We start from the raw sequence: 17,889 nt of genomic DNA, 5'->3' as shown, positions 1-17,889 counted from the left end.
TCACTTACCGCGCATCATGTCGAGAAGATCGGTGAGCTTAGGCCTGTGTGCAGGCGGAAGGCCCGATCGCGCAGCCTCAAGGACGAGCGGCTGTGGGTGGCCATGAAGGCTGGCAACGATCACCTGCTTGATCGAGTGATAGATTTGCATGTCGTGTGTGATGACCTGTTTCACCCGGCTCGCCATGGGACCTGCAAGACCATAGGCAAGGAAAATTCCAAGGAACGTCCCCACCAGCGCGCCGCCGATCATCCCGCCCAATATCTCAGGTGGTTCGTTGATCGAACCCATCGTCTTAATCACGCCTAAGACCGCAGCAACAATGCCAAGTGCCGGGAACGCATCGGCAAGACCTTGGATGGCGTGTTGCGGTTCTTCAAGCTCATGCGCCTGTGTCTTGATTGCATTGTCGATCACATCCTCCACCGCATTGGTGTCGAGCGTGCCGGACGAGACCACCATAAGGGTAAGCGGATCACAGATTAGGCCCGATACCACCGGATCGCTTTGCAGTTTTGGATACTCGCTGAAAATCGCAGAGGTTGACGGTTCTGTTACATGCGACTCAAGCGCCACTGCCCCTTCGGAGCGCAGCAATTTCATTAGCTTGCTGGTCAAGGCAATGGCATCAATATGGTCCTGATCGGAATATTGGGGACCTTTAAAAACCTTGCCGAAGCCGCCGCCAAGCAGTTTGATTTCATGCATAGAATTGCCGATCAAAGTCGCGCCAATTGCCGCGCCGCCGATCATCATCATCTCAAGCGGCAAGGCTTTAATGATCGGACCCATAGCGCCGCCTGCAAGCGTGTAGCCGCCAAAGACCATAATTAAGAGAACAACGATGCCAATCCCTGCAAACACTTTGGTGGTTTCCTTATGTTACGCCGTAGCTGCCTGAAGAACGGCGCGGATTAGATCGCGTTGAAGAGGGTCAAATTACTAACCCGCGTGAAAGTGGTTTGGCTGGCTTCCAATGCGGTCAAAGTCTGCTGCAAACGCACGATCACATCGGCGATATTGGTGTCGCCAATTTCTGAGCGTTTCTCGGCAACGTTGATCGCGCGTTCGGCCTGATCATCTTCAATGGCCTCGACCCATGCCGCCCTTGTGCCGACAATGGTTTGATTGCGATTGGCCGCGTTAAGCGCTTCGTCGATCCCTGCTAAGGCAGTTTGTGCGGCGGCTTGTGGATCGGCAGAGCCCCCGCGAAGGTCGCTTGCGAGCTGGGTGAACACTTCAAAGCTGCTGGTCGGAGTACCGGCCACCTCAAATTCGAACAATTGGTCGCCTGTAACTCCGCGCTCGATGTCGGTACCGGGTGCGACCGGTACTGTGCCAACCTGCCCATTGCCAATGTAAGTCACCGAACCATCAGGTGCCCGCGTAAAGGCAGGCGCCCCAGCTGTTCCAGCGAACAACGGCGCGCCTGTGATCGAAATGGCGTTGGAGCGCGTGAAAAGCTCATCGGCCATCTGCTCCAATTCATCGGCAATCGCCGCACGGCCGTTTTCGCCTTGCGTATCGCTTGCCGCCTGTACCGCAAGTTCGCGCGCACGCTGGATAAGCTCGACCACGCCGGTGATCTGGCCCGATGTCTCTTCCAAATCCTGACGCAGGCGCGCCGCGTTCTCTTCTTCGGTTTCGCCGCGCACTTCGAGCCGGGTGAGCGCCCGCAAACGCGAGGCGGCAACGGGATCTTCCGATCCGCGTTGGATGCGAACGCCAGTGGAAATTTGAGTCTGAAAGGTCTCAGCGCTCTCGCGAAGGGCCGAAAGCTCACCCAGAGACCGCTCAAAGAAGGCGCCGGTCGAATTGCTGACAAAGCTCATCAGTTGAGCCCCAGAATTGTGTCAAAGATTTCGCCCGCGACCTCAATGATCCGGCTGTTTGCCTCAAACGCCTGTTGCAAACGGATGAGAGCCGCGGCCTCTTGGTCAAGGTCAACGCCTGTCTCACTGAGCAATTCGGCTGCCGCGCTTCCTGCGATAATCGACAAACCTTCGCGTGTGTTTTCGAGGCTCGAAATGCGGCTGGAAAGCGATAAGAGCATTCGATCTGTTTCGGCAATCGGCCCGTCATCTGCGCCTATTGCGGCAACCAAACTCGATAGGTTTGTGGTGTCCCGGCTTCCTGCAGGTGAGCCGAGCGGCGCAAGCGCCAATTGGTCGCCACTTGCCAAAACCATCTGAATGTCGCTGGCATTGGTCCCGGCAAACAGCGGCTGCCCCGGTGTCCCGTCAAGCGATGCCCCATTGGCCTGAGCGGAGTTGGCCCGCGTGATCGTCGACAACGCAATTGCATCCAATGTGTCCGCCCGGTCCCTTAGATCATTCAAGGCCGACACGCGGCCGGCTTGTGCACCGCTCACAGGGGTGAAGGTAAGACCATCAAGCGCGAACGACGCGGTGCCATCAGCAGCAATCGTGGATGTGATCGCATTGCTAGCGGGACCATCAACCAGGACGGGACCAACTTCGCCCGCAGGCGCAGGTGTTGTTACAAGGCGAACGGAGGCCGCGCCGCGCGCGTCAAACTCCACCGCAAGGCTGAATTCTTCCGAGATATCGCGCAAAGCTGCATCGCGCGCGTCAAACAGGTTTGCTTGAGAGGCAGAGCCCGGCCTTACATTCACAAGCTCGCGGTTGATCCGGGCAAGCTCGGTCGCGGCCGCATTTGCTTGGTCTGTGCCGACGCCAACTGCATCCTGCGCCAGATCGCGCGCATTGGTGATGCCGAGCTGTGCCGATTGGAATGTGACCGAAAGCTGTCTTGCGGTTTCGACCGCTCCGGTCCGTAGCGCGGGATCCGTGGGATCGCTTTCAAGCACGGTTAGCGAGGCTTCAAATTCAACGAGCCCCCTGAACAGGCCGGATTGCTCAATCCCAAGCTCTGCATCCCGAAGTGCCGCGATATCGGTGTCCGCGCGCTGCACATCGGCCAAACTGTCGCGGGCTCGCGATTGAAGGAGTTGATTGTCAGGGCGGACAATTCCGCCAATGCGTACACCAGAAAGCGCATCGCTGGTCGAAAAGTCGATGACGGCAGAGCCAACAAACTCTTCCAACTGCAAGCTTCGCCGGACGTAGTCGGGGTTGGCCGCATTGGCGATGTTCTGCGCTGTCACCTCAATGCTGGCGCGCGCTGCTCGGGCCCCGCTTTGGCCGATAGATATAAGATCGATGGGCATTACTCATCCCTTTTGACAGAGATGAATTGAGCAAGCTGTTCCTCGATACTCCGTGCAAACCCTAATCCGCCATTCGATACGGCTATGTCGGCAAAGTGTTCATCACGCATGGTCTTATATTGCTTCATCCCGCCCCCTGTGAGCGGTGTATCCTCTGTAAAAGGTGTCTCACGCGCAGCCTCAAGGAACTTGCGGATCATGATTGCCTCAAACCCTTGCGCCGCCTCGCGAAGCTCTTGTTGCTCGGGGGTGAGGGGTTCAGGCTTCGCCATCGCGGCGGCACCCAAGTGACCATCAAGCGGGCCAATCACAAGATCACCATTTCGGCTTGGAGTGCGCCTGCTTGCTTCATGCTTTCAAGGATCACGACAAGGTCGGATGCCTGAACGCCGAGCAGGTTCAATGCATCAACTATTTCGTTGAGATTGGCCGCCCCAGGGAACAGCGCCACCCGGCTATCCGCCTCTTCGATGGTGATCTGCGTGTCTTCTTCAATAGCAGTTTCACCATTGGCGAAGGGTGCGGGCTGCACGACGGTGGGGTTTTCGTCGATGCGGATGACAAGCTTGCCGTGACTGATCGCGGCAGGGGCAAGGCGCACCGCTTCATTGATAACAACGGTTCCCGTGCGCGAATTGATGATCACCTTCGCCGCAACTGGGGCAGGCGTTACAGGGAGCATTTCAATCGCAGCAAGCGCGGCGGAACGTTCATCATTGCCAAACGGCAGCGCCAATTCGATGCTCACGCCATCGGCAACTTTTGCTATGCCCGGATACATCCCATTCACCGCATCACGGACCCGCGCAGCGGTTAGGAAGTCGGCTTGATGAAGGTTAAATCGCAAAGTGCCTTCGCGGTCGAAACCTGTCGCAACGCCTTTCTCAACGGTTGCGCCATCGGCAATGCGGCCAACGGTGGAGACATTGACCGACACCTGAGAGCCATCGCGCCCGGAAACACCAAGGCCGCCGACGGCCACATTGCCTTGTGCCATCGCATAAATTTGACCGTCCGCTCCATAAAGCGGCGCGAGCACAAGCGCGCCCCCGCGAAGGGAGCGCGCCTGGCCCAGGGTTGATACAGTGATGTCGATGCGTTGGCCTGGCTTTGAAAAAGCGGGCAATTCGGCGGTAATTATAACGGCCGCTGCGTTGCGCAGATTGGGGCTGACGCCCGGCGGCAATTGCAGGCCCAAACGGCCCGAAACACCGCGCATCGCCTCGCGGACATATTCAAGGTTATCATCGCCAGTCCCCTGAAGGCCAACAACTATGCCATATCCGGTCAATTGGTTGGCACGAAGCCCTTCAAACTGGCCCAGATCGCGGATCCGTTCCGCATGCGCATTGGCTGGCATTATCGCCAACAAAACTACGATAAAGGTGGCACAGATTCGGGAAAGCGACATCGCGGCTGTCCTCCTTAGAACGGTGAAATTGTGCTGAAAAAGCGCTGAAGCCAGCCGGGGCGGCTTGCCTGTTGAACGGCGCCTTTGCCGGTGTAAATGATCCGCGCATTGGCCACGCGTGACGAGGGTAGGGTGTTGTCGCTGTCGATATCGACAAGGCGGATGCGCCCTGCAAACTGAACCCATTCATCCCCTTGGCTTAGTGCCATCTGTTTCTCGCCTACAACTTCGGCGGTGCCATTAGGATAAACCGCCGCGATCGTGACTGAGACGAGACCATTCATCTGGCTTTGTTGAGACGCGCTTCCATTACCTGCAAAAGAGCTTTGCCCGCTGCTGGCAACGGAATTGGGATTGAGAAAGGCAAGCGGGCCAGCAGTCGGCGGGATCAGGCCAATGGAACCGTCGCGATCAGTTGCACTATTGGTGCTTTTCGATGTGCTGGTGCTCTCCACCAGAGTGATCGTGAGCATATCGCCAAGCGTGCGCGCACGGGTCCCCACGACCAGAGCCGCATAGCCTTGAGCAGCCTGATAGATCGCCCCCTTAGTACCCATATCGGAACCCGCCACTTGGGCAGGCGCGATGGGCGGCGGCGGGGCGTAAAAACCAACCTCTCGCTTGAAACCACCTGACATGCAGGCTGACAAAGACAGGGCACAAAGGCCGATGGAAAAAACCCGAAAAACCTGCATGGCAATTGCCCCAAAATTAGAGTGTTTGTCCTGCGTTGCGCAGCATCTCATCAACCGCGCTCACCATGCGGCTGTTGATCTCGTAGGCACGCTGGGCCTCGATCATCTCGACGAGCTCCTCGACCACATTGACGTTGGAACCTTCAAGCATGCCTTGGCGGATATTGCCGCGCCCAAATGTTCCCGCGGCCCCTACATCGGCAGGACCACTGGCAGCCGTTTCGACAAGGAAGTTGTCTCCGATTGCCTGAAGACCTGCTGGATTGATAAAGTTTGCGATCTGAAGTTGCCCCAATTGAACGGGCGCGGCTTGACCGTCCTGCGCCGCGCTAACCGTGCCATCGGGCGCAATCTGGATGCTGCGCGCGCCTTGTGGGACCTGAATGGGTGGAGAGAGTTGAAAGCCTTGAGCGGTAACAAGATTGCCTTGCGCAGAGAGGCTGAAATTGCCGGCACGCGTGTATCCGATCTGACCGTTGGGCGGCACTTCCACTTGGAAGAAACCCGGCCCATCCATTGCCACATCCAAAGTATTGCCCGTCTGGTTCAGCGTGCCTTGGCTTTGTATTCGGCTGGTACCCATGACCTGCACACCCGTGCCAAGATTTAACCCCAAAGCAAAAGCCGTCTGACTGGTCGATTGCTGACCTGCGACACGCTTTTCTTGATAGGCGAGCGTTGCAAAATCAACCCGGTCGCGTTTGAAACCCGAGGTTCCGATATTCGCCAAATTGTTGGCGATTACCCGCATCCGGGCATCTTGCGCTTCAAGGCCAGTTTTGGCGACGTGGAGAGCTGATGTGGGCATTTCTAATGGTCCTTAATTTCAGCGCCCAGATCAGCGCATCGTGAGAAGGCTAGAGCTGGATTCGTCGAGCTCGCCAGCGGTTTGGATAATGCGGGCCCGCTGTTCAAAGGCGCGCTGTGCATCGATCATTTCAACGAGCGCCTCGGCAGTGTTGACGTTGGATTGTTCAAGTGCACCGGGGGTAACATTGGCAGTGGGATCGGCAGGTAACGCGCCGCCGCCGGGGACTTTCAAAAAGCTATCGATACCTTTGACAAGCGGGCTTCCTTCGGCCGAAACCAGCTTGATTTTGTCGATGGCGGCGGCCGGTTGATCCGGCGCAGCAGGGTCAGCGCCAAGCACCGAACCATCACCTGAAATCCTGATCTGAAAGCCAGCAGGGACCGTAATTGGCGCGCCCGTCTCGCCAAGGACAGGAAGCCCTTCGCCATTCTCAAGAACCCCGGTGGGCGACACCCGCATATCGCCGCGTCGTGAATACACCTCGCCGCCATCGGGAGCCTGAAAGGCAATCAAACCATCGCCTTCTACCGCAATATCCAAGGGCTGGCCGGTCGGTGTCACACTGCCTTGCGCCATATCGGCATTGCGCACGAAGCCCCGCGCCATCGCCCGCGCTTCTAACCCAAGCGCATTGCTGCGCGACGGGTCTGTGACCGTGGCAGAAGTCACGGAGAACACTTCCTGACGAAAGCCCGGAGTGTTCGCATTGGCGAGATTGTTCGCGGTCATCCGTTGGCGGTTCATCGCCGCGTCCATGCCGGTCATTGCAGTGTAGATCAGACGATCCATGGCTTACCTCCTAGCCTCACAAGATTAGCTCTGAAGGTTGAGAACGATCTGAGAAATCGCGGTGGCCGTATCAAGCGCCCGTGCGTTCGCCTGGAAGTTTCGTTGAGCGGTTAGAAGCCCGACCATCTCTTCAGCCAAATCCACATTTGAACGTTCCAAAGTGCCATTGCGGATCTGTCCGAAATTGCCTTGCCCCGGATTGCCATATTGGACCGGGCCGGATTCAGCCGTGGCTTCCCATTTGGTTTGGCCAATAGAACGAAGACCGCCTGTAGCTGGGAAGGAAGCGAGTGCAATTTGCGCTACGGGTTCACTGGTTCCGTCGGAATATGACGCACTCACCAAGCCTTGCGCGTTGACCGAGACATTCGATAGGCCAGATCCGGCAGCATTGGCCGTGGGAATATTGATCGAAGCAGGCACAGTAGATGTCGGCACGCCAGTCGCATCGACGGCAAACCCTTGAACAAGTTCACCACTGGAATCCACCAAACCGCCATCAGCCTGCACTTCGAGCGCGCCATTGCGCGTGAATGTCAGGTCACCCGTCGCCACATTTGAAGTGGCGAAGAAACCATCGCCGCTAATCGCCAAATCAAGGCCGCGGCCCGTTTGCACAAGCGAACCCAAGGCAAAGTCTTGCGTGATGCCTTGTACCGATGATCCGATGCCCGGCGTCAAACGCGGGTCAGTGCTGCCCCCGGTTGCGACGATATCAGCAAAGGCCGTGTTGCTTTTTTTGAAGCCAGTGGTCTCGGCGTTGGCGATATTATGCGAAATTACTGCCAGATCGGTCTGCGAGTTTCTCATGCCGCTAAGCGAAGTAAAGAAAGACATGGGGGTTTCCTTTCCAAAGGGGGAATTGGGTTAAATGACGCTTTGGGTTCCTGAGGGATTGGTGCCAGAATTGTTGGCGGCCGCGTTGTTCGCCGCCGCAGCAGCGGCTGCCTCTGCTGCTTGCGCTGCGGCCTCAGCTGCCGCCGTTTGCGCGTCGATCAAAGCGTCCAATTTGGCCGAAATATCATCAAGCCGCGAATTGCCCTCGATGTTGGATTCAAGCGAAGAGAACTGCGCCAATTGAGCCAGCATCTGCTCATTGCTTTGGGGTTCAAGCGGGTCCTGATTGGCCAATTGCGCGGTCATCAGCCGCAAAAAATCGGCAGAGCCCAACTGTGAGGCCGCGCTTTCTTGGACGACTGTGCTCGGCGCATTAAGCCGATCAAGCGTCTCATTAAGCACGGCTGGCTGATTGGTGTTGATACCATTGGTTGAAACCGGGGTCATCTCTAGTTGCTCCTCAACGTATCCATCATTAGCTGTTTGGCCGTTTGGAGCGCTTGCACCATGTTCTGGTACTGACGTGCGCTTTCCATAATCTCGACCATTTCGGCGGTCTCATCGACGGCCGCATCCCACACTTTGCCTTCGTCATTGGCGAGAGCATTGGTCGGGTCGTAGCGTTCTTCTGGCATCGTATCGCTGCGCACCAGCCGCGTGGATGAAACGGTTGCAATGCCCGAAACCTTGTTGAGCTCTGTCTCGAACACGGCGCGGATCGGGCGATAAGCTTGCGCTTCGGACCCTGACACCGCATTGGCGTTGGCAAGGTTAGATGTCGCGGCATTGATCCGCACAAGCTGCGCAGACATTGCGCCTTCAGCGAGGCTGAACAGAGTGGGCGGGCGGTTATCAGGCATGGTCAATCACCTCGCTTATTCGCCTTTGAGGGCCCGAGTGATCGCGTTCACCTTGCCCTTCACAAATTCGAGCGTCGCCGAATAGGCCAGCGCGTTTTCCGCAAAAGCAATCTGTTCGCGGCCAAGCTCAACCGTGTTGCCATCAAGCGAAGGCATGACGGTTTGGCGGTATAAAAGATCGGGCTCAGCCGGGGCAGACGGATCGCCAGCACTTGCCGAAAGCTTGGCTTCCAATCCTGCAGCGAAGTCAACGTCGCGCGCTTTGTATCCCGGCGTCGCCGCATTCGCGATATTGGACGCGATCACCCGCATACGCTGTGACCGTAATTCAAGCGCGGCGCCGTGTATTCCGAAGATTGTATCGCTCATCATCAAGCCTCGTCGTTGGGGCTAACTCGTGTGAAGCTTGTTTTGCACTAAGCGTGCCAAACCCAGTTTCGCGCGGTATTGCCGGCCACAAACGGGCAAAACGGCAAGCGTTTGCAGGAGATCGGCAAGACCCTGCCCAAAGCGGCGTGAAGGCTTAATCCCAAAGGCAATTGACCGTCCTTGGCTTTGCCACCAATTCATCCAGCTCCCTGCAACCCTTGTGCAGGAGCCGCGACGGGAGACCCAAGATCGCCATGCAAGAGGTTACCGGCCTGTTTGACCCAATGGCCTTGGGGATCGTCTTAATGGGGACAATCCTTGCGACCTATGCCCGCGAAGGAGGGCAAGATGTGGCGGCCGCTATTGCATCGGCTTTCAAGCTTGGCCGAAAAGGGTTCGATGCTGGCGCAACCCGTTCAGCGCTCGCGCGTACAGTCGGTGAGATCAAGCGGCTCGGCCATTTGGGAGCACATCCCATTGATCCACCAGACAACGCCACAACCAAATTGCTCAATGCCTATATTCGCAGCGGTTCAATCGAGGCGATGTTAAAACTTGCCCAGTTACAGCGAATGAAGCGCGATATTCAAAGCGTCGCCGCCACCCGCGTTTATGAGACCGCAGGCGAGCTTGCTCCAGTCTTTGGCCTCGTGGGCACCTTGATTGCGATCACCCAGCTCATGCCAGATATGGAATCGAGCGCTGCTGACATTGTTATGGCAAGCGTCGCCAGCGCGGTTCTATCATCGCTCTATGGTGTGCTGAGCGCCAACCTTTTGTTCTTCCCGCTCGCTCGTGCGATCGAACGGCGCGGAGATCAGGAGGAAGCAGAGCGAAATTTGATCCTGGAATGGTTCGAAAACGAACTCATTGATGGGCGCCAGTCGCCTGCGCCTAGGCCCGCTAATTTAAAGAACATGCGCGGCGCCGCATAATGATTGACTATATGATCGTGAGGGGCAAAGGCTCAACCAACAACGGGTGGCAATTGGTGCTTGCTGACCTATCTTTGATCCTGTTTCTGGTAACACTCACCGCGCTGGTAAACACAAGCGACGAGGCCAATGCCTGGCATGCACGTACAAGCGTCGTCGCCCCGTTACATGTTGCCCCGTTACATGTTGCCCCGTCATATGTTGCACCTTCGCAGGCTCTTTTCCGGCCCACGGCGCGCGGACCAAACTTGGCTCAATGGCTGGCTGAACAACCGGCCGATCCGCGCGCAACCCTAACCATCATTGCCAAATATTCCAGCACTGACAAAGACCTTGTCTGGGCAGATGCGCATAGGATGGCATCGAGCATCGCTCCTTCCGATGTGCCGGTAAGAGTGGTGATCACCAAGGGCGAGCAAAGCGATCTTTACGCCAGCCTTGCCTATGATGAGCCAGAGTTGAGCAACTGACATCCAATCGTGAAAAAAGGCAAAGGCGCATGAGACCCGAGCCGTCCCATGCGCCTTTCATGCGTTGGTTTGCAAACGCCTGCTACCTAACCAATATGAACTCTGTCTCGGCCTGACTCTTTGGCTTCGTATAACGCTGCGTCCGCCCGTGTTAATGCGCCGCGAGTGTCATCGGGATTTTGCACCGCACTGACCCCTGCTGAAAAGGTGATCCTGCCAAAGGATTTACCATTGTCGCGGTTGACCATTTGGCGCGAGGACAGATCAATCCGGATCTCATCCAAGCGATCTGACGCATCCTGCGCGTTAAGCCCCGGGAACAGGACCACAAATTCCTCGCCGCCGTGGCGCGCTGCGAAAAGATGTTTGCCTGCGTGTTTCTTAAGGGTGTTCGCAATCGCGACCAACACTCGGTCGCCTGCATCATGGCCGTGGGTGTCATTGATCGACTTGAAATGATCGACATCGCAAAACCCAAGCGAAAGCCGATCACCATTTTCCTCTGCTCGCTTCGCCGCCAATTCAAGTTGGCGTTCAAAAGCCCGGCGATTTGGTAGGCGCGTGAGGTGATCAACATCAGCCTGCGCCCTTGCCTCGGCAAGGTTCTCTTTTAACTCAGCGGTTTCCGCCTGACTTTTCTTCATCGCCTCTTCAACTTGGACGATCCGTTCCAGCATGACGCGGGACAGATCGACAAGACGATCGATACCTGTACCCGGCCCGACCGCCGCCGCGCTTTCAGCCAATTCAGAAATCTGCGCGTCAATCGCACCGCGATGCTCGCTGGTTTCTGACTGAGCGTTTTGCGTGGTCTCGGTGAACTTTGAGAGCGAGGACTCTACCTTGTCGAGCAGGCCTTCGAGCGCATCAGCGCGTTCATCTTCGCGCGACCGCATCTTGCCTACTTCGTCAAGCCAGCTCTGCGAAATCGACTCTCGCGAAATTTCCCGGGTCGCAAAAATCCGGGCAAGTCCAGCGTCCGAACCCGATAGGCCAGCAACAATCGTGGCGAGGTTTGATCCGGTCAACGCCACATCGTGTTTCATCACGAATTGCGAGACCCGCTGCATCAATTCCTCCCGGCCCTCTCTGGCCCGGTCACGTTTGCCTGCGGTTCCGGTCTTGTTCGGAGCAGTCCCCAACTTAGCGTGATCGACAGCCTCGGTTCGGCTCGTTTTCTTTGGCGACGCTGCGCTCATCTCGGAGGTCCTTTTGCGATCGATTTTGTTGGTGAACATTGAATATCGCTTGAGGCTTAAACTGCGCCTTTAGTCGACACTGCGGCTTCCCCTTAGACAGGTCATCAGGCTCGCATTCGCCGCACGCCGACGCTTCCATACGGGTTGGTACGCAGAGCGTTTGGCACAAGCTTTGCAGCTTCAAGTGCGCGGGATTTTCAGCCCGCTTTGCCAACCGGAAGGAAATGCGATGAATACTAAAATCAGCGCTCAACGTCTCGAGATACGGCTCATCACCACCGCATTGGTGATTGCCGGCCTCCCCCTTTTCGCAGCCCTCGCCTCCGCCCAGGCTGCATCCGCTGACAGCTATATTGATCCTGCCGAAATTGACCGCGCGGTTGAGCAATTCACCGGCTTTGGCATTGGCGAAGCAGGCGGTGCACGTTTGCCTGCAGATCGCCGGTTAAAGCTGGCTGCCTGCGAAACGCCGCTTGGTATTAAATGGCATGGCAGGGCGCAAACCATCGTGCGGGTGGATTGCCCTATCTCCCGTGATAGCGCGGAAGGCTGGCGCGTTTTCATCGCCACAAGCTCTATCAAACCCGCATCTGAAATTACCAAAGTGGTTGCCCGCGGGGACCCGATTACCGTGCTTGTGCGGGGGCGGGGCTTTACCGTTCAGCAAAGCGCAGAAGCGATGGAAGCGGGTGCAATTGGGGATTGGATTGCTGTGCGCACACAAGCACGCGCCGATGCCATAAGCGCCCGTATTGAACGCCCTGGCCTTGCCGTTATCCCGGTGGGTTGAAAACGCTTCAGGCAGATTTTTCTAGCGCACCCTTAATATGTCCATGTGGTGACCGTCTTTAGCCATGTATAACCACCGGGAGACGCTTCATGTCCTCTTTCGAAATGAACAGATTGCAGTCAATTTCGGGTGTTAGCCCGGCCTCTGCTGCTGACCGTGCCAAGGCTAGGTCCTCGTCTGAAACAGGCGTGCCTGGCGCTGGTGGTGTAGCAGGCTCTGCCAATGCTTCGGCTGTTGCTGGGGCGGCGGCAACGGGCGTTGCTGTCGAAATCACTGCCCCTTCCCAAAGCGGTCCCCCTGTCGACACCGACCGCGTGGCGCAAATCCGCGACGCTTTACGCGAAGGGAGCTATCCGCTTGTTCCTGCCAAAATTGCCGATGCAATGATCGCGGCGCAATTGAAGTTTGAGATCGAATAATGACCACGCATACGCCCAGAGTTGCTGTGCCAAATGAGCAAACGTCCGGTACCGACCGGCAAAGCCTGTGCGGCAATTTGCGGCAAATGATTGCCGTCCTGCAAAAAGAGCGGCAAGCTCTTGCCACATTGGAGGCCGATACCCTCAATGCGATAACCCGCGATAAAGACGAACTTTGCGGCAGGCTTGCTGATTTTGGGGCTGAGTTTGGCGGCGAAGTTGGTGTTGGTATCATAGACCCCGAGGCGCGCGCCTTGGTCGAAACAGCCAAGGCGCTGAACGACGTTAATCGCCGGGTCCGCAACCTTTTGGCCGCCAATGTTTCAGGCCGCCTGGACGCCTTGGGAACAGACCGTTCCGGGCGCCACGCCTACACCGCCCACCCCTAAACCAGCTTTGCTCGCAGCCGTTTCTGGCACGATGCTTGCTCAACCTTTCTGGACGTTAACCATACCAGAAAAAAGAAGCAGCGCCCGTGTCCAATCCTGTGACCCAGTCCCCGTTTCCTCCAGCCGCAGCAATGCCCGCGTTTGAAACAGCGCAGCGTAGCTTTGAGCAAGTCCGGGCAGATCGCGAACGCTTCGAAAACGGGGCCTCGCGTCAAATCACGCAGGCGGCCACCGCCAAAGCAAACGGTCCCATTACTGTCGAAGGCGCCATCGCCAGCGCGGCGCAGCAGACGGGGATCGATTTCGACTTTTTGATTGCGCAAGCTCAGGTCGAAAGCGCGATGGACCCATCAGCCAAGGCACGTACGTCCTCGGCAACTGGGCTTTATCAATTTATCGAAGGTACTTGGCTTGAAACCATGCAGCGCCACGGGGACCGGTTCGGTCTTGGCAATGTCTCTTCCCAAATTCGAACGTCGCAAAATGGCAATGCCTATGTGTCCGATCCCGGCACACGCAAAGCGATCTTGGATCTTCGCAACGACCCTCAGATTGCCTCGCTTATGGCCGCCGGACTTGCCGAAGATAACCGCGCGCATTTGGCCCCCATCCTTGGCCGCCAACCTGAGCATAGCGAGCTTTACCTTGCGCATTTCCTTGGGGCAGGCGGGGCTGGGCGTTTTCTGTCCGCTCTTGAAAGCAATCCGCAGGCAAATGCCTCTCAACTTTTCCGAAGGCCAGCGGCGGCCAATCGCCCTGTCTTTTACGAGGCAGGCGGAACCCCGCGCTCTTTACAAGGGGTGATGGATTATCTGTCTGGCAAACTTGAAACTGCACGGAGCAAAGCGCCGCAATCGATCCCAGACAGTTACGCCATTGCAGTCTTGGTTCCGCCTCAAATAGCGGGAGGCAACAATACAAATCCGGCACCGCAGCGACCGCCTTACATGATCGCAGATGAGCGGGTCTTCCAACCCCAATCACCACCTGTGATCACGGGAAGAAACCGGCTGACGATAGCCGCAAGCCCGCCGTTGGAACTTGCAAGGCCGGGTAGTCAGCAGCCAATCTCCAACATGCTTCGTTCGACCTTCGACGCAGCAGACGAGAATGATGCAGGCCAAAATGGTGTAGGCCAGAATGGTGTAAGTAGGGCCACTCAAGACCAGATCGCGCGCGCTTATGAGCAGTTGAAGGCGCTTGGATTTTGATCTTGGAACCGTTTTCTAACGTGTCTTGGGCCGAACGCCTGCGAAGCGCTCCTGCTGCTATGGCATTGCCAGTGGGCATTTTCGCGCTGTTCGTATTGATGGTGCTCCCAATCCCGCCGCTTTTGCTCGACATGTTCTTTGTGCTGAACATCGCAATTGCGATGGCGGTCTTGATGGTGGCCTTGAACGCGCGTGCGCCGCTTGATTTTTCATCTTTCCCAACCGTTCTTCTGTTCGCAACGCTCCTACGGCTTGCGCTCAATGTCGCGTCCACCCGCATTGTGTTGGTGAATGGTCACGAAGGGGGCGCAGCGGCAGGCGAGATCATTCAGAGCTTCGGCCAATTCCTTGTTGCAGGGAACTTTGCCGTTGGCCTGTTCGTTTTTGCCATCCTGTTGATCATCAATATGATTGTCATCACCAAGGGCGCAGGCCGTGTGTCCGAAGTCTCCGCCCGTTTTGTGCTCGACGCTTTGCCCGGCAAACAGATGGCAATTGATGCGGATATCGCAGCGGGGCTTGTCACCGCTGATGAAGCGCGCGAGCGCCGCCGCGAGGTCACCATCGAGGCCGATTTCTATGGCTCGATGGATGGCGCATCAAAATTCGTGAAGGGCGACGCGATTGCCGCGCTGCTGATCCTTGGCGTCAACATTATTGCAGGGTTCGCGCTGGGTATGATCAGCCACGGACTTTCCGCCGCCGAAGCGGGCGAGCTTTATATCACCCTCGCAGTAGGCGATGCTTTGGTGGCGCAAGTGCCCGGTCTCCTCTTGTCTATCGCGGCCGCAGCAATTGTGACCCGCGTTGCCGACAAACGCGATCTGTCAGGTCAGATCGGCGGCCAATTCTCGGACCCTCGCGGCTGGCTCCCGGTTGCAAGTATCCTTGCAGCCATCGGCACCGTGCCAGCAATGCCGCAGCTGATCTTCCTTCCAGCCGCCGCCATTGCGGGCGGGATTTGGTGGGGTCTTCGCAAAAAGGCGCAAGAGCCCGAAGTGGTCGACGAACCCCAGCAGGAGCCCAATCCCGACGCAATTGATATCACCGAGGTTTCCGACCAAACATTGGTCACGTTAGAGCTGGGATATGGCCTTGTGCACCTTGTCGATGAGGCGAAGGACGCCCCTCTTCTCAAACGCATCACCGGCATTCGCAAACAGCTCTCGCGCGAACTTGGATTTGTTCTTCCCCAATTTCGCATCCGTGACAGTTTGGAGGCAGGCGCCAATGAATATGGCGTGATGCTTGGCGGTCTTGCGATTGCACGCGGCAATATCAAGCCCGGAAAAATGTTGGCCATCGACACCGGGGATGTGCGCAGCAGCCCACCTTACACTGACCTAGGCATAAACGGCGAATTCACGCGGGACCCCAGTTTTGATTGCCCAGCATTGTGGATCGACCCGCCGCTGCGCGACCTTGCTACTGCCGAAGGCTTCATGTGCGTCGACGCCAGCACCGTTGTCGCCACCCATGCCAATCAAGAATTGCTTACGCAAAGCTATCAATTGCTGGGCCCATCCGAAGTCAGCACGATTATCGAAGACCTAAAGGCGCGCGCGCCTGCGCTGATCGATGCGGTGCATCCAGACCCGCTTTCTCTCGCCGCTCTTACTCGTATCCTGCGGGCACTCATCGCAGATGGGATTGGCCTTAATCACCCGCAACCTGTGTTCACATCGCTTGCCCTCGCGCTTCAAACAACACAGGAATTCAATGCTGTTATCGATACCGTGCGCGCGGACCTTGGCGCAAGGTTGGTAGCGCGCGCGGCGACCCCGCAAGAACGACTTAAAGTCGTAACCCTCGATGCAGGGCTAGAAAGCGCCATCCTTGGCGGGATGATCGACCCATCAACAGGGCAGCCCATGATCGAACCCGGCTGCGCAGCGCTTATCGTTGAAAGAGTGAACGCGGCCATCACAGAGGCGGGCGGCTCGGTTGCGCTGATTGTTCAACCCCCGGCTCGCCGAGCGGTTGCGGGCCTTTTGAAACAACGCACAGCAAGAGCGCTGGTCTTGTCAATCAATGAACTTCCCCCGACCCAACCAGTCGAAGTTGTGGGTGTGATCGGGCAAGATGCGCCCGTGCCAAATGCGCGCCCTAAGGGTCTTCCCGCACCTGATGGTGAAACGGATGCTCAGGCCGGCATGCCACAAGATGTGACAGCATGAAGCACGATGTTTCAGGATTTCGGCCCCCTACTCATGGGCAGGCCTATGGCGTAGCGACATACACTGCCGCGAGCCGCGAGGAAGTGGACGACCGCGTGCGCCGGTTCCTGCCTCTGGTTCACCGCGCAGCGTGGCATATCTATGGTTCGGGCCGTGATGGATTTGAGGTCGAGGACCTTGTTCAATCCGGCATTGTCGCGCTCACCGAATGCGCGCGCCGCCATGATGGACCAACCGAAGATGGCTTTGCCGCCTACGCCAAAATCCGTGTGCGCGGAGCGATGTTTGACCTCATCCGAAAGCAAATGCACGACACGCGCACGGCGCGAAAGAAACGCGCCCGCGTTGTGCAGGTGGTTGAGGAATACAAAACCCTAACCGGCGAAGAACCCAGCCGCGATCAGATAGCAAAGGCGCTTGGGATTAGCGATGCAGAGCTTTTGGAGATTGAGGCTAGCGCCGTCACCCTCACCTCGATCAGCGACGCTTACGATGAAAGCAATTCTGCCTTCGCCAGCGAAGAGCCCGACCCCTTCGACATCCTCTCAGGCCAAGAAGACCGCGAACGTTTGGTGGCCGCGATGAGCAAGCTGCCAGAACGCTTGATGCTGGTGCTGCAATTGTTCTTTGTCGAGGAGCTCAACCTCACCGAAATCGCCGAGGTGTTGGAAGTGAGCGTGCCGCGGGTGCACCAGCTGCGGGCGAAAGCGCTGAAGGATTTGCGGGGGATTTTGGAGGGGTAGTGCTATGGCTCTGCCCACCCCCAACCCCTCCCGCAAGCGGGAGGGGTTGGGGGTGGGCCGCGTTTGCCGCTTTATGGCGAAGATTGTCTTGCGCATCCCGCCCACGCCCCGATACCTAGGCACCATTAGGTACATAATGCTTCCCGCCCAATCGACTTCATTCTCTGATCGCAGCAATGCAAACAAAGTCTGATCGCCGGGTAAATCCACCGCGACCGCCTCACCGCGCGCGCATCCGCATCGCACCGTTGACGATGACAGTGCCGCGCTTTGCCACCTTGGTACTAACCTCAATAACGCTTGAGCCGGTCTTAAGCCCCTCCGGCGTATCAACCTCAACCGTCAAGCGATAGCGATAGTCGGGTGCCACATCCTCAGCACCGCACCCGCCAAGCAGCAAAGCGCCAGCCAAAACTGATGCAGCATTTTCCTACTCCGCTTGGTATCAAGATGCTCGCATCTAGGAGTACGGTCTTAAATCGGTGCAAACTCCCGCCCACCTTTCCTACAGCGCCCGTTAAGAGCTAAACCGAGGGCATGACACAAGCTTCTTCCTCACGCCTTTTGCCCCCTCAAACGGCCAATTTGGGCGGC

22 protein-coding genes are annotated in these 17,889 nt (G+C 57.3%); 8 read left to right on the top strand and 14 right to left on the bottom strand.

Annotation, left to right across the window (positions count from 1 at the left end; translation table 11 throughout):
* From motA to flgB, 12 genes are read right to left on the bottom strand one after another with little or no spacing between them, the layout of a single operon-like run.
* Positions 1-864, bottom strand: a complete 864-nt coding sequence (gene motA, locus ABJ205_RS00445; RefSeq protein ID WP_348159426.1) for a flagellar motor stator protein MotA — start codon at positions 862-864, stop codon at positions 1-3.
* Positions 865-914: 50 nt separating this feature from the next.
* Positions 915-1,832, bottom strand: a complete 918-nt coding sequence (locus ABJ205_RS00440; RefSeq protein ID WP_348159425.1) for a hypothetical protein — start codon at positions 1,830-1,832, stop codon at positions 915-917.
* On the bottom strand, positions 1,832-3,190 hold the full coding sequence (locus ABJ205_RS00435) for a flagellar basal body rod C-terminal domain-containing protein (protein ID WP_348159424.1): 1,359 nt from the start codon (positions 3,188-3,190) through the stop codon (positions 1,832-1,834). The genes ABJ205_RS00440 and ABJ205_RS00435 overlap by 1 nt, the downstream gene beginning before the upstream one ends.
* Positions 3,190-3,501, bottom strand: coding sequence for a rod-binding protein (locus ABJ205_RS00430; protein WP_348159422.1), 312 nt, complete (start codon positions 3,499-3,501; stop codon positions 3,190-3,192). Before ABJ205_RS00430 ends, ABJ205_RS00435 begins: the two co-directional genes overlap by 1 nt.
* Positions 3,498-4,601 carry a flagellar basal body P-ring protein FlgI gene (locus ABJ205_RS00425; protein ID WP_348159420.1) on the bottom strand — a complete coding sequence of 368 codons (1,104 nt, stop codon included), beginning with the start codon at positions 4,599-4,601 and terminating at the stop codon, positions 3,498-3,500. Before ABJ205_RS00425 ends, ABJ205_RS00430 begins: the two co-directional genes overlap by 4 nt.
* 14 nt (positions 4,602-4,615) lie before the next feature.
* On the bottom strand, positions 4,616-5,296 hold the full coding sequence (locus ABJ205_RS00420; RefSeq protein ID WP_348159418.1) for a flagellar basal body L-ring protein FlgH: 681 nt from the start codon (positions 5,294-5,296) through the stop codon (positions 4,616-4,618).
* 16 nt (positions 5,297-5,312) lie between these two features.
* Positions 5,313-6,104 (bottom strand): flagellar basal-body rod protein FlgG, encoded by a 792-nt coding sequence (gene flgG / locus ABJ205_RS00415; RefSeq protein ID WP_348159417.1) that lies wholly within the window; start codon positions 6,102-6,104, stop codon positions 5,313-5,315.
* A 30-nt stretch (positions 6,105-6,134) separates the two neighbouring features.
* On the bottom strand, positions 6,135-6,896 hold the full coding sequence (flgF, locus tag ABJ205_RS00410; RefSeq protein ID WP_348159416.1) for a flagellar basal body rod protein FlgF: 762 nt from the start codon (positions 6,894-6,896) through the stop codon (positions 6,135-6,137).
* A 24-nt stretch (positions 6,897-6,920) separates the two neighbouring features.
* Positions 6,921-7,733 (bottom strand): flagellar hook basal-body protein, encoded by an 813-nt coding sequence (locus tag ABJ205_RS00405; RefSeq protein WP_348159415.1) that lies wholly within the window; start codon positions 7,731-7,733, stop codon positions 6,921-6,923.
* Positions 7,734-7,763: 30 nt separating this feature from the next.
* On the bottom strand, positions 7,764-8,180 hold the full coding sequence (locus ABJ205_RS00400; protein ID WP_348159414.1) for a flagellar hook capping FlgD N-terminal domain-containing protein: 417 nt from the start codon (positions 8,178-8,180) through the stop codon (positions 7,764-7,766).
* A 2-nt stretch (positions 8,181-8,182) separates the two neighbouring features.
* The gene (gene flgC / locus ABJ205_RS00395) at positions 8,183-8,593 is read right to left on the bottom strand and encodes a flagellar basal body rod protein FlgC (RefSeq protein ID WP_348159413.1); all 411 of its coding nucleotides are present in this window, start codon (positions 8,591-8,593) and stop codon (positions 8,183-8,185) included.
* A gap of 15 nt (positions 8,594-8,608) precedes the next feature.
* On the bottom strand, positions 8,609-8,962 hold the full coding sequence (flgB, locus tag ABJ205_RS00390) for a flagellar basal body rod protein FlgB (protein WP_348159582.1): 354 nt from the start codon (positions 8,960-8,962) through the stop codon (positions 8,609-8,611).
* 254 nt (positions 8,963-9,216) lie between these two features.
* On the opposite strand from flgB, the gene ABJ205_RS00385 reads away from it, so the two are divergent.
* Together ABJ205_RS00385 and ABJ205_RS00380 are read left to right on the top strand one after the other, a co-directional pair.
* The gene (locus ABJ205_RS00385) at positions 9,217-9,897 is read left to right on the top strand and encodes a MotA/TolQ/ExbB proton channel family protein (RefSeq protein WP_348159412.1); all 681 of its coding nucleotides are present in this window, start codon (positions 9,217-9,219) and stop codon (positions 9,895-9,897) included.
* The gene (locus tag ABJ205_RS00380) at positions 9,897-10,367 is read left to right on the top strand and encodes a hypothetical protein (RefSeq protein ID WP_348159411.1); all 471 of its coding nucleotides are present in this window, start codon (positions 9,897-9,899) and stop codon (positions 10,365-10,367) included. Before ABJ205_RS00385 ends, ABJ205_RS00380 begins: the two co-directional genes overlap by 1 nt.
* Positions 10,368-10,453: 86 nt before the next feature.
* Here the strand turns inward: ABJ205_RS00380 and ABJ205_RS00375 are convergent, their stop codons facing one another.
* Positions 10,454-11,566 (bottom strand): diguanylate cyclase, encoded by a 1,113-nt coding sequence (locus ABJ205_RS00375; protein ID WP_348159410.1) that lies wholly within the window; start codon positions 11,564-11,566, stop codon positions 10,454-10,456.
* 229 nt (positions 11,567-11,795) lie between these two features.
* On the opposite strand from ABJ205_RS00375, the gene ABJ205_RS00370 reads away from it, so the two are divergent.
* From ABJ205_RS00370 to ABJ205_RS00345, 6 genes are all read left to right on the top strand, one after another.
* Positions 11,796-12,356, top strand: a complete 561-nt coding sequence (locus ABJ205_RS00370; RefSeq protein WP_348159408.1) for a flagella basal body P-ring formation protein FlgA — start codon at positions 11,796-11,798, stop codon at positions 12,354-12,356.
* 89 nt (positions 12,357-12,445) lie between these two features.
* On the top strand, positions 12,446-12,775 hold the full coding sequence (flgM, locus tag ABJ205_RS00365; RefSeq protein WP_348159406.1) for a flagellar biosynthesis anti-sigma factor FlgM: 330 nt from the start codon (positions 12,446-12,448) through the stop codon (positions 12,773-12,775).
* On the top strand, positions 12,775-13,164 hold the full coding sequence (locus ABJ205_RS00360) for a flagellar protein FlgN (RefSeq protein ID WP_348159405.1): 390 nt from the start codon (positions 12,775-12,777) through the stop codon (positions 13,162-13,164). The genes flgM and ABJ205_RS00360 overlap by 1 nt, the downstream gene beginning before the upstream one ends.
* Positions 13,165-13,250: 86 nt before the next feature.
* Entirely contained in the window at positions 13,251-14,375 is a 1,125-nt protein-coding gene (locus ABJ205_RS00355; RefSeq protein WP_348159404.1) for a transglycosylase SLT domain-containing protein, read from the top strand.
* Positions 14,376-14,434: 59 nt separating this feature from the next.
* Complete coding sequence (locus tag ABJ205_RS00350; RefSeq protein WP_348159580.1) at positions 14,435-16,552, top strand: flagellar biosynthesis protein FlhA; 2,118 nt, start codon at positions 14,435-14,437, stop codon at positions 16,550-16,552.
* A complete protein-coding gene (locus ABJ205_RS00345) occupies positions 16,549-17,295 on the top strand; it encodes a sigma-70 family RNA polymerase sigma factor (protein ID WP_348159402.1) in 747 nt (248 codons plus the stop codon). Before ABJ205_RS00350 ends, ABJ205_RS00345 begins: the two co-directional genes overlap by 4 nt.
* A gap of 220 nt (positions 17,296-17,515) precedes the next feature.
* On the opposite strand, the gene ABJ205_RS00340 is transcribed toward ABJ205_RS00345, so the two are convergent.
* Positions 17,516-17,707 (bottom strand): hypothetical protein, encoded by a 192-nt coding sequence (locus ABJ205_RS00340; protein ID WP_348160457.1) that lies wholly within the window; start codon positions 17,705-17,707, stop codon positions 17,516-17,518.
* Positions 17,708-17,889: the final 182 nt, after the last annotated feature.

The organism is Erythrobacter sp. (assembly GCF_039988855.1).
Classification (GTDB): Bacteria; Pseudomonadota; Alphaproteobacteria; order Sphingomonadales; family Sphingomonadaceae; genus Erythrobacter.
This window is presented reverse-complemented; position numbering and strand designations above follow the sequence as displayed.

Coding starts and splice junctions, on each gene's coding strand:
- ABJ205_RS00360 (WP_348159405.1), top strand. CDS start 12,775: ATGACCACGCATACGCCCAGAGTTGCTGTGCCAAATGAGCAAACGTCC.
- ABJ205_RS00400 (WP_348159414.1), bottom strand. CDS start 8,180: ATGACCCCGGTTTCAACCAATGGTATCAACACCAATCAGCCAGCCGTG.
- ABJ205_RS00345 (WP_348159402.1), top strand. CDS start 16,549: ATGAAGCACGATGTTTCAGGATTTCGGCCCCCTACTCATGGGCAGGCC.
- ABJ205_RS00385 (WP_348159412.1), top strand. CDS start 9,217: ATGCAAGAGGTTACCGGCCTGTTTGACCCAATGGCCTTGGGGATCGTC.
- ABJ205_RS00370 (WP_348159408.1), top strand. CDS start 11,796: ATGAATACTAAAATCAGCGCTCAACGTCTCGAGATACGGCTCATCACC.
- flgC (WP_348159413.1), bottom strand. CDS start 8,593: ATGCCTGATAACCGCCCGCCCACTCTGTTCAGCCTCGCTGAAGGCGCA.
- flgF (WP_348159416.1), bottom strand. CDS start 6,896: ATGGATCGTCTGATCTACACTGCAATGACCGGCATGGACGCGGCGATG.
- flgM (WP_348159406.1), top strand. CDS start 12,446: ATGTCCTCTTTCGAAATGAACAGATTGCAGTCAATTTCGGGTGTTAGC.
- ABJ205_RS00405 (WP_348159415.1), bottom strand. CDS start 7,733: ATGTCTTTCTTTACTTCGCTTAGCGGCATGAGAAACTCGCAGACCGAT.
- ABJ205_RS00425 (WP_348159420.1), bottom strand. CDS start 4,601: ATGTCGCTTTCCCGAATCTGTGCCACCTTTATCGTAGTTTTGTTGGCG.
- ABJ205_RS00350 (WP_348159580.1), top strand. CDS start 14,435: ATGGCATTGCCAGTGGGCATTTTCGCGCTGTTCGTATTGATGGTGCTC.
- ABJ205_RS00380 (WP_348159411.1), top strand. CDS start 9,897: ATGATTGACTATATGATCGTGAGGGGCAAAGGCTCAACCAACAACGGG.
- ABJ205_RS00420 (WP_348159418.1), bottom strand. CDS start 5,296: ATGCAGGTTTTTCGGGTTTTTTCCATCGGCCTTTGTGCCCTGTCTTTG.
- ABJ205_RS00435 (WP_348159424.1), bottom strand. CDS start 3,190: ATGCCCATCGATCTTATATCTATCGGCCAAAGCGGGGCCCGAGCAGCG.
- ABJ205_RS00375 (WP_348159410.1), bottom strand. CDS start 11,566: ATGAGCGCAGCGTCGCCAAAGAAAACGAGCCGAACCGAGGCTGTCGAT.
- flgB (WP_348159582.1), bottom strand. CDS start 8,962: ATGAGCGATACAATCTTCGGAATACACGGCGCCGCGCTTGAATTACGG.
- flgG (WP_348159417.1), bottom strand. CDS start 6,104: ATGCCCACATCAGCTCTCCACGTCGCCAAAACTGGCCTTGAAGCGCAA.
- ABJ205_RS00440 (WP_348159425.1), bottom strand. CDS start 1,832: ATGAGCTTTGTCAGCAATTCGACCGGCGCCTTCTTTGAGCGGTCTCTG.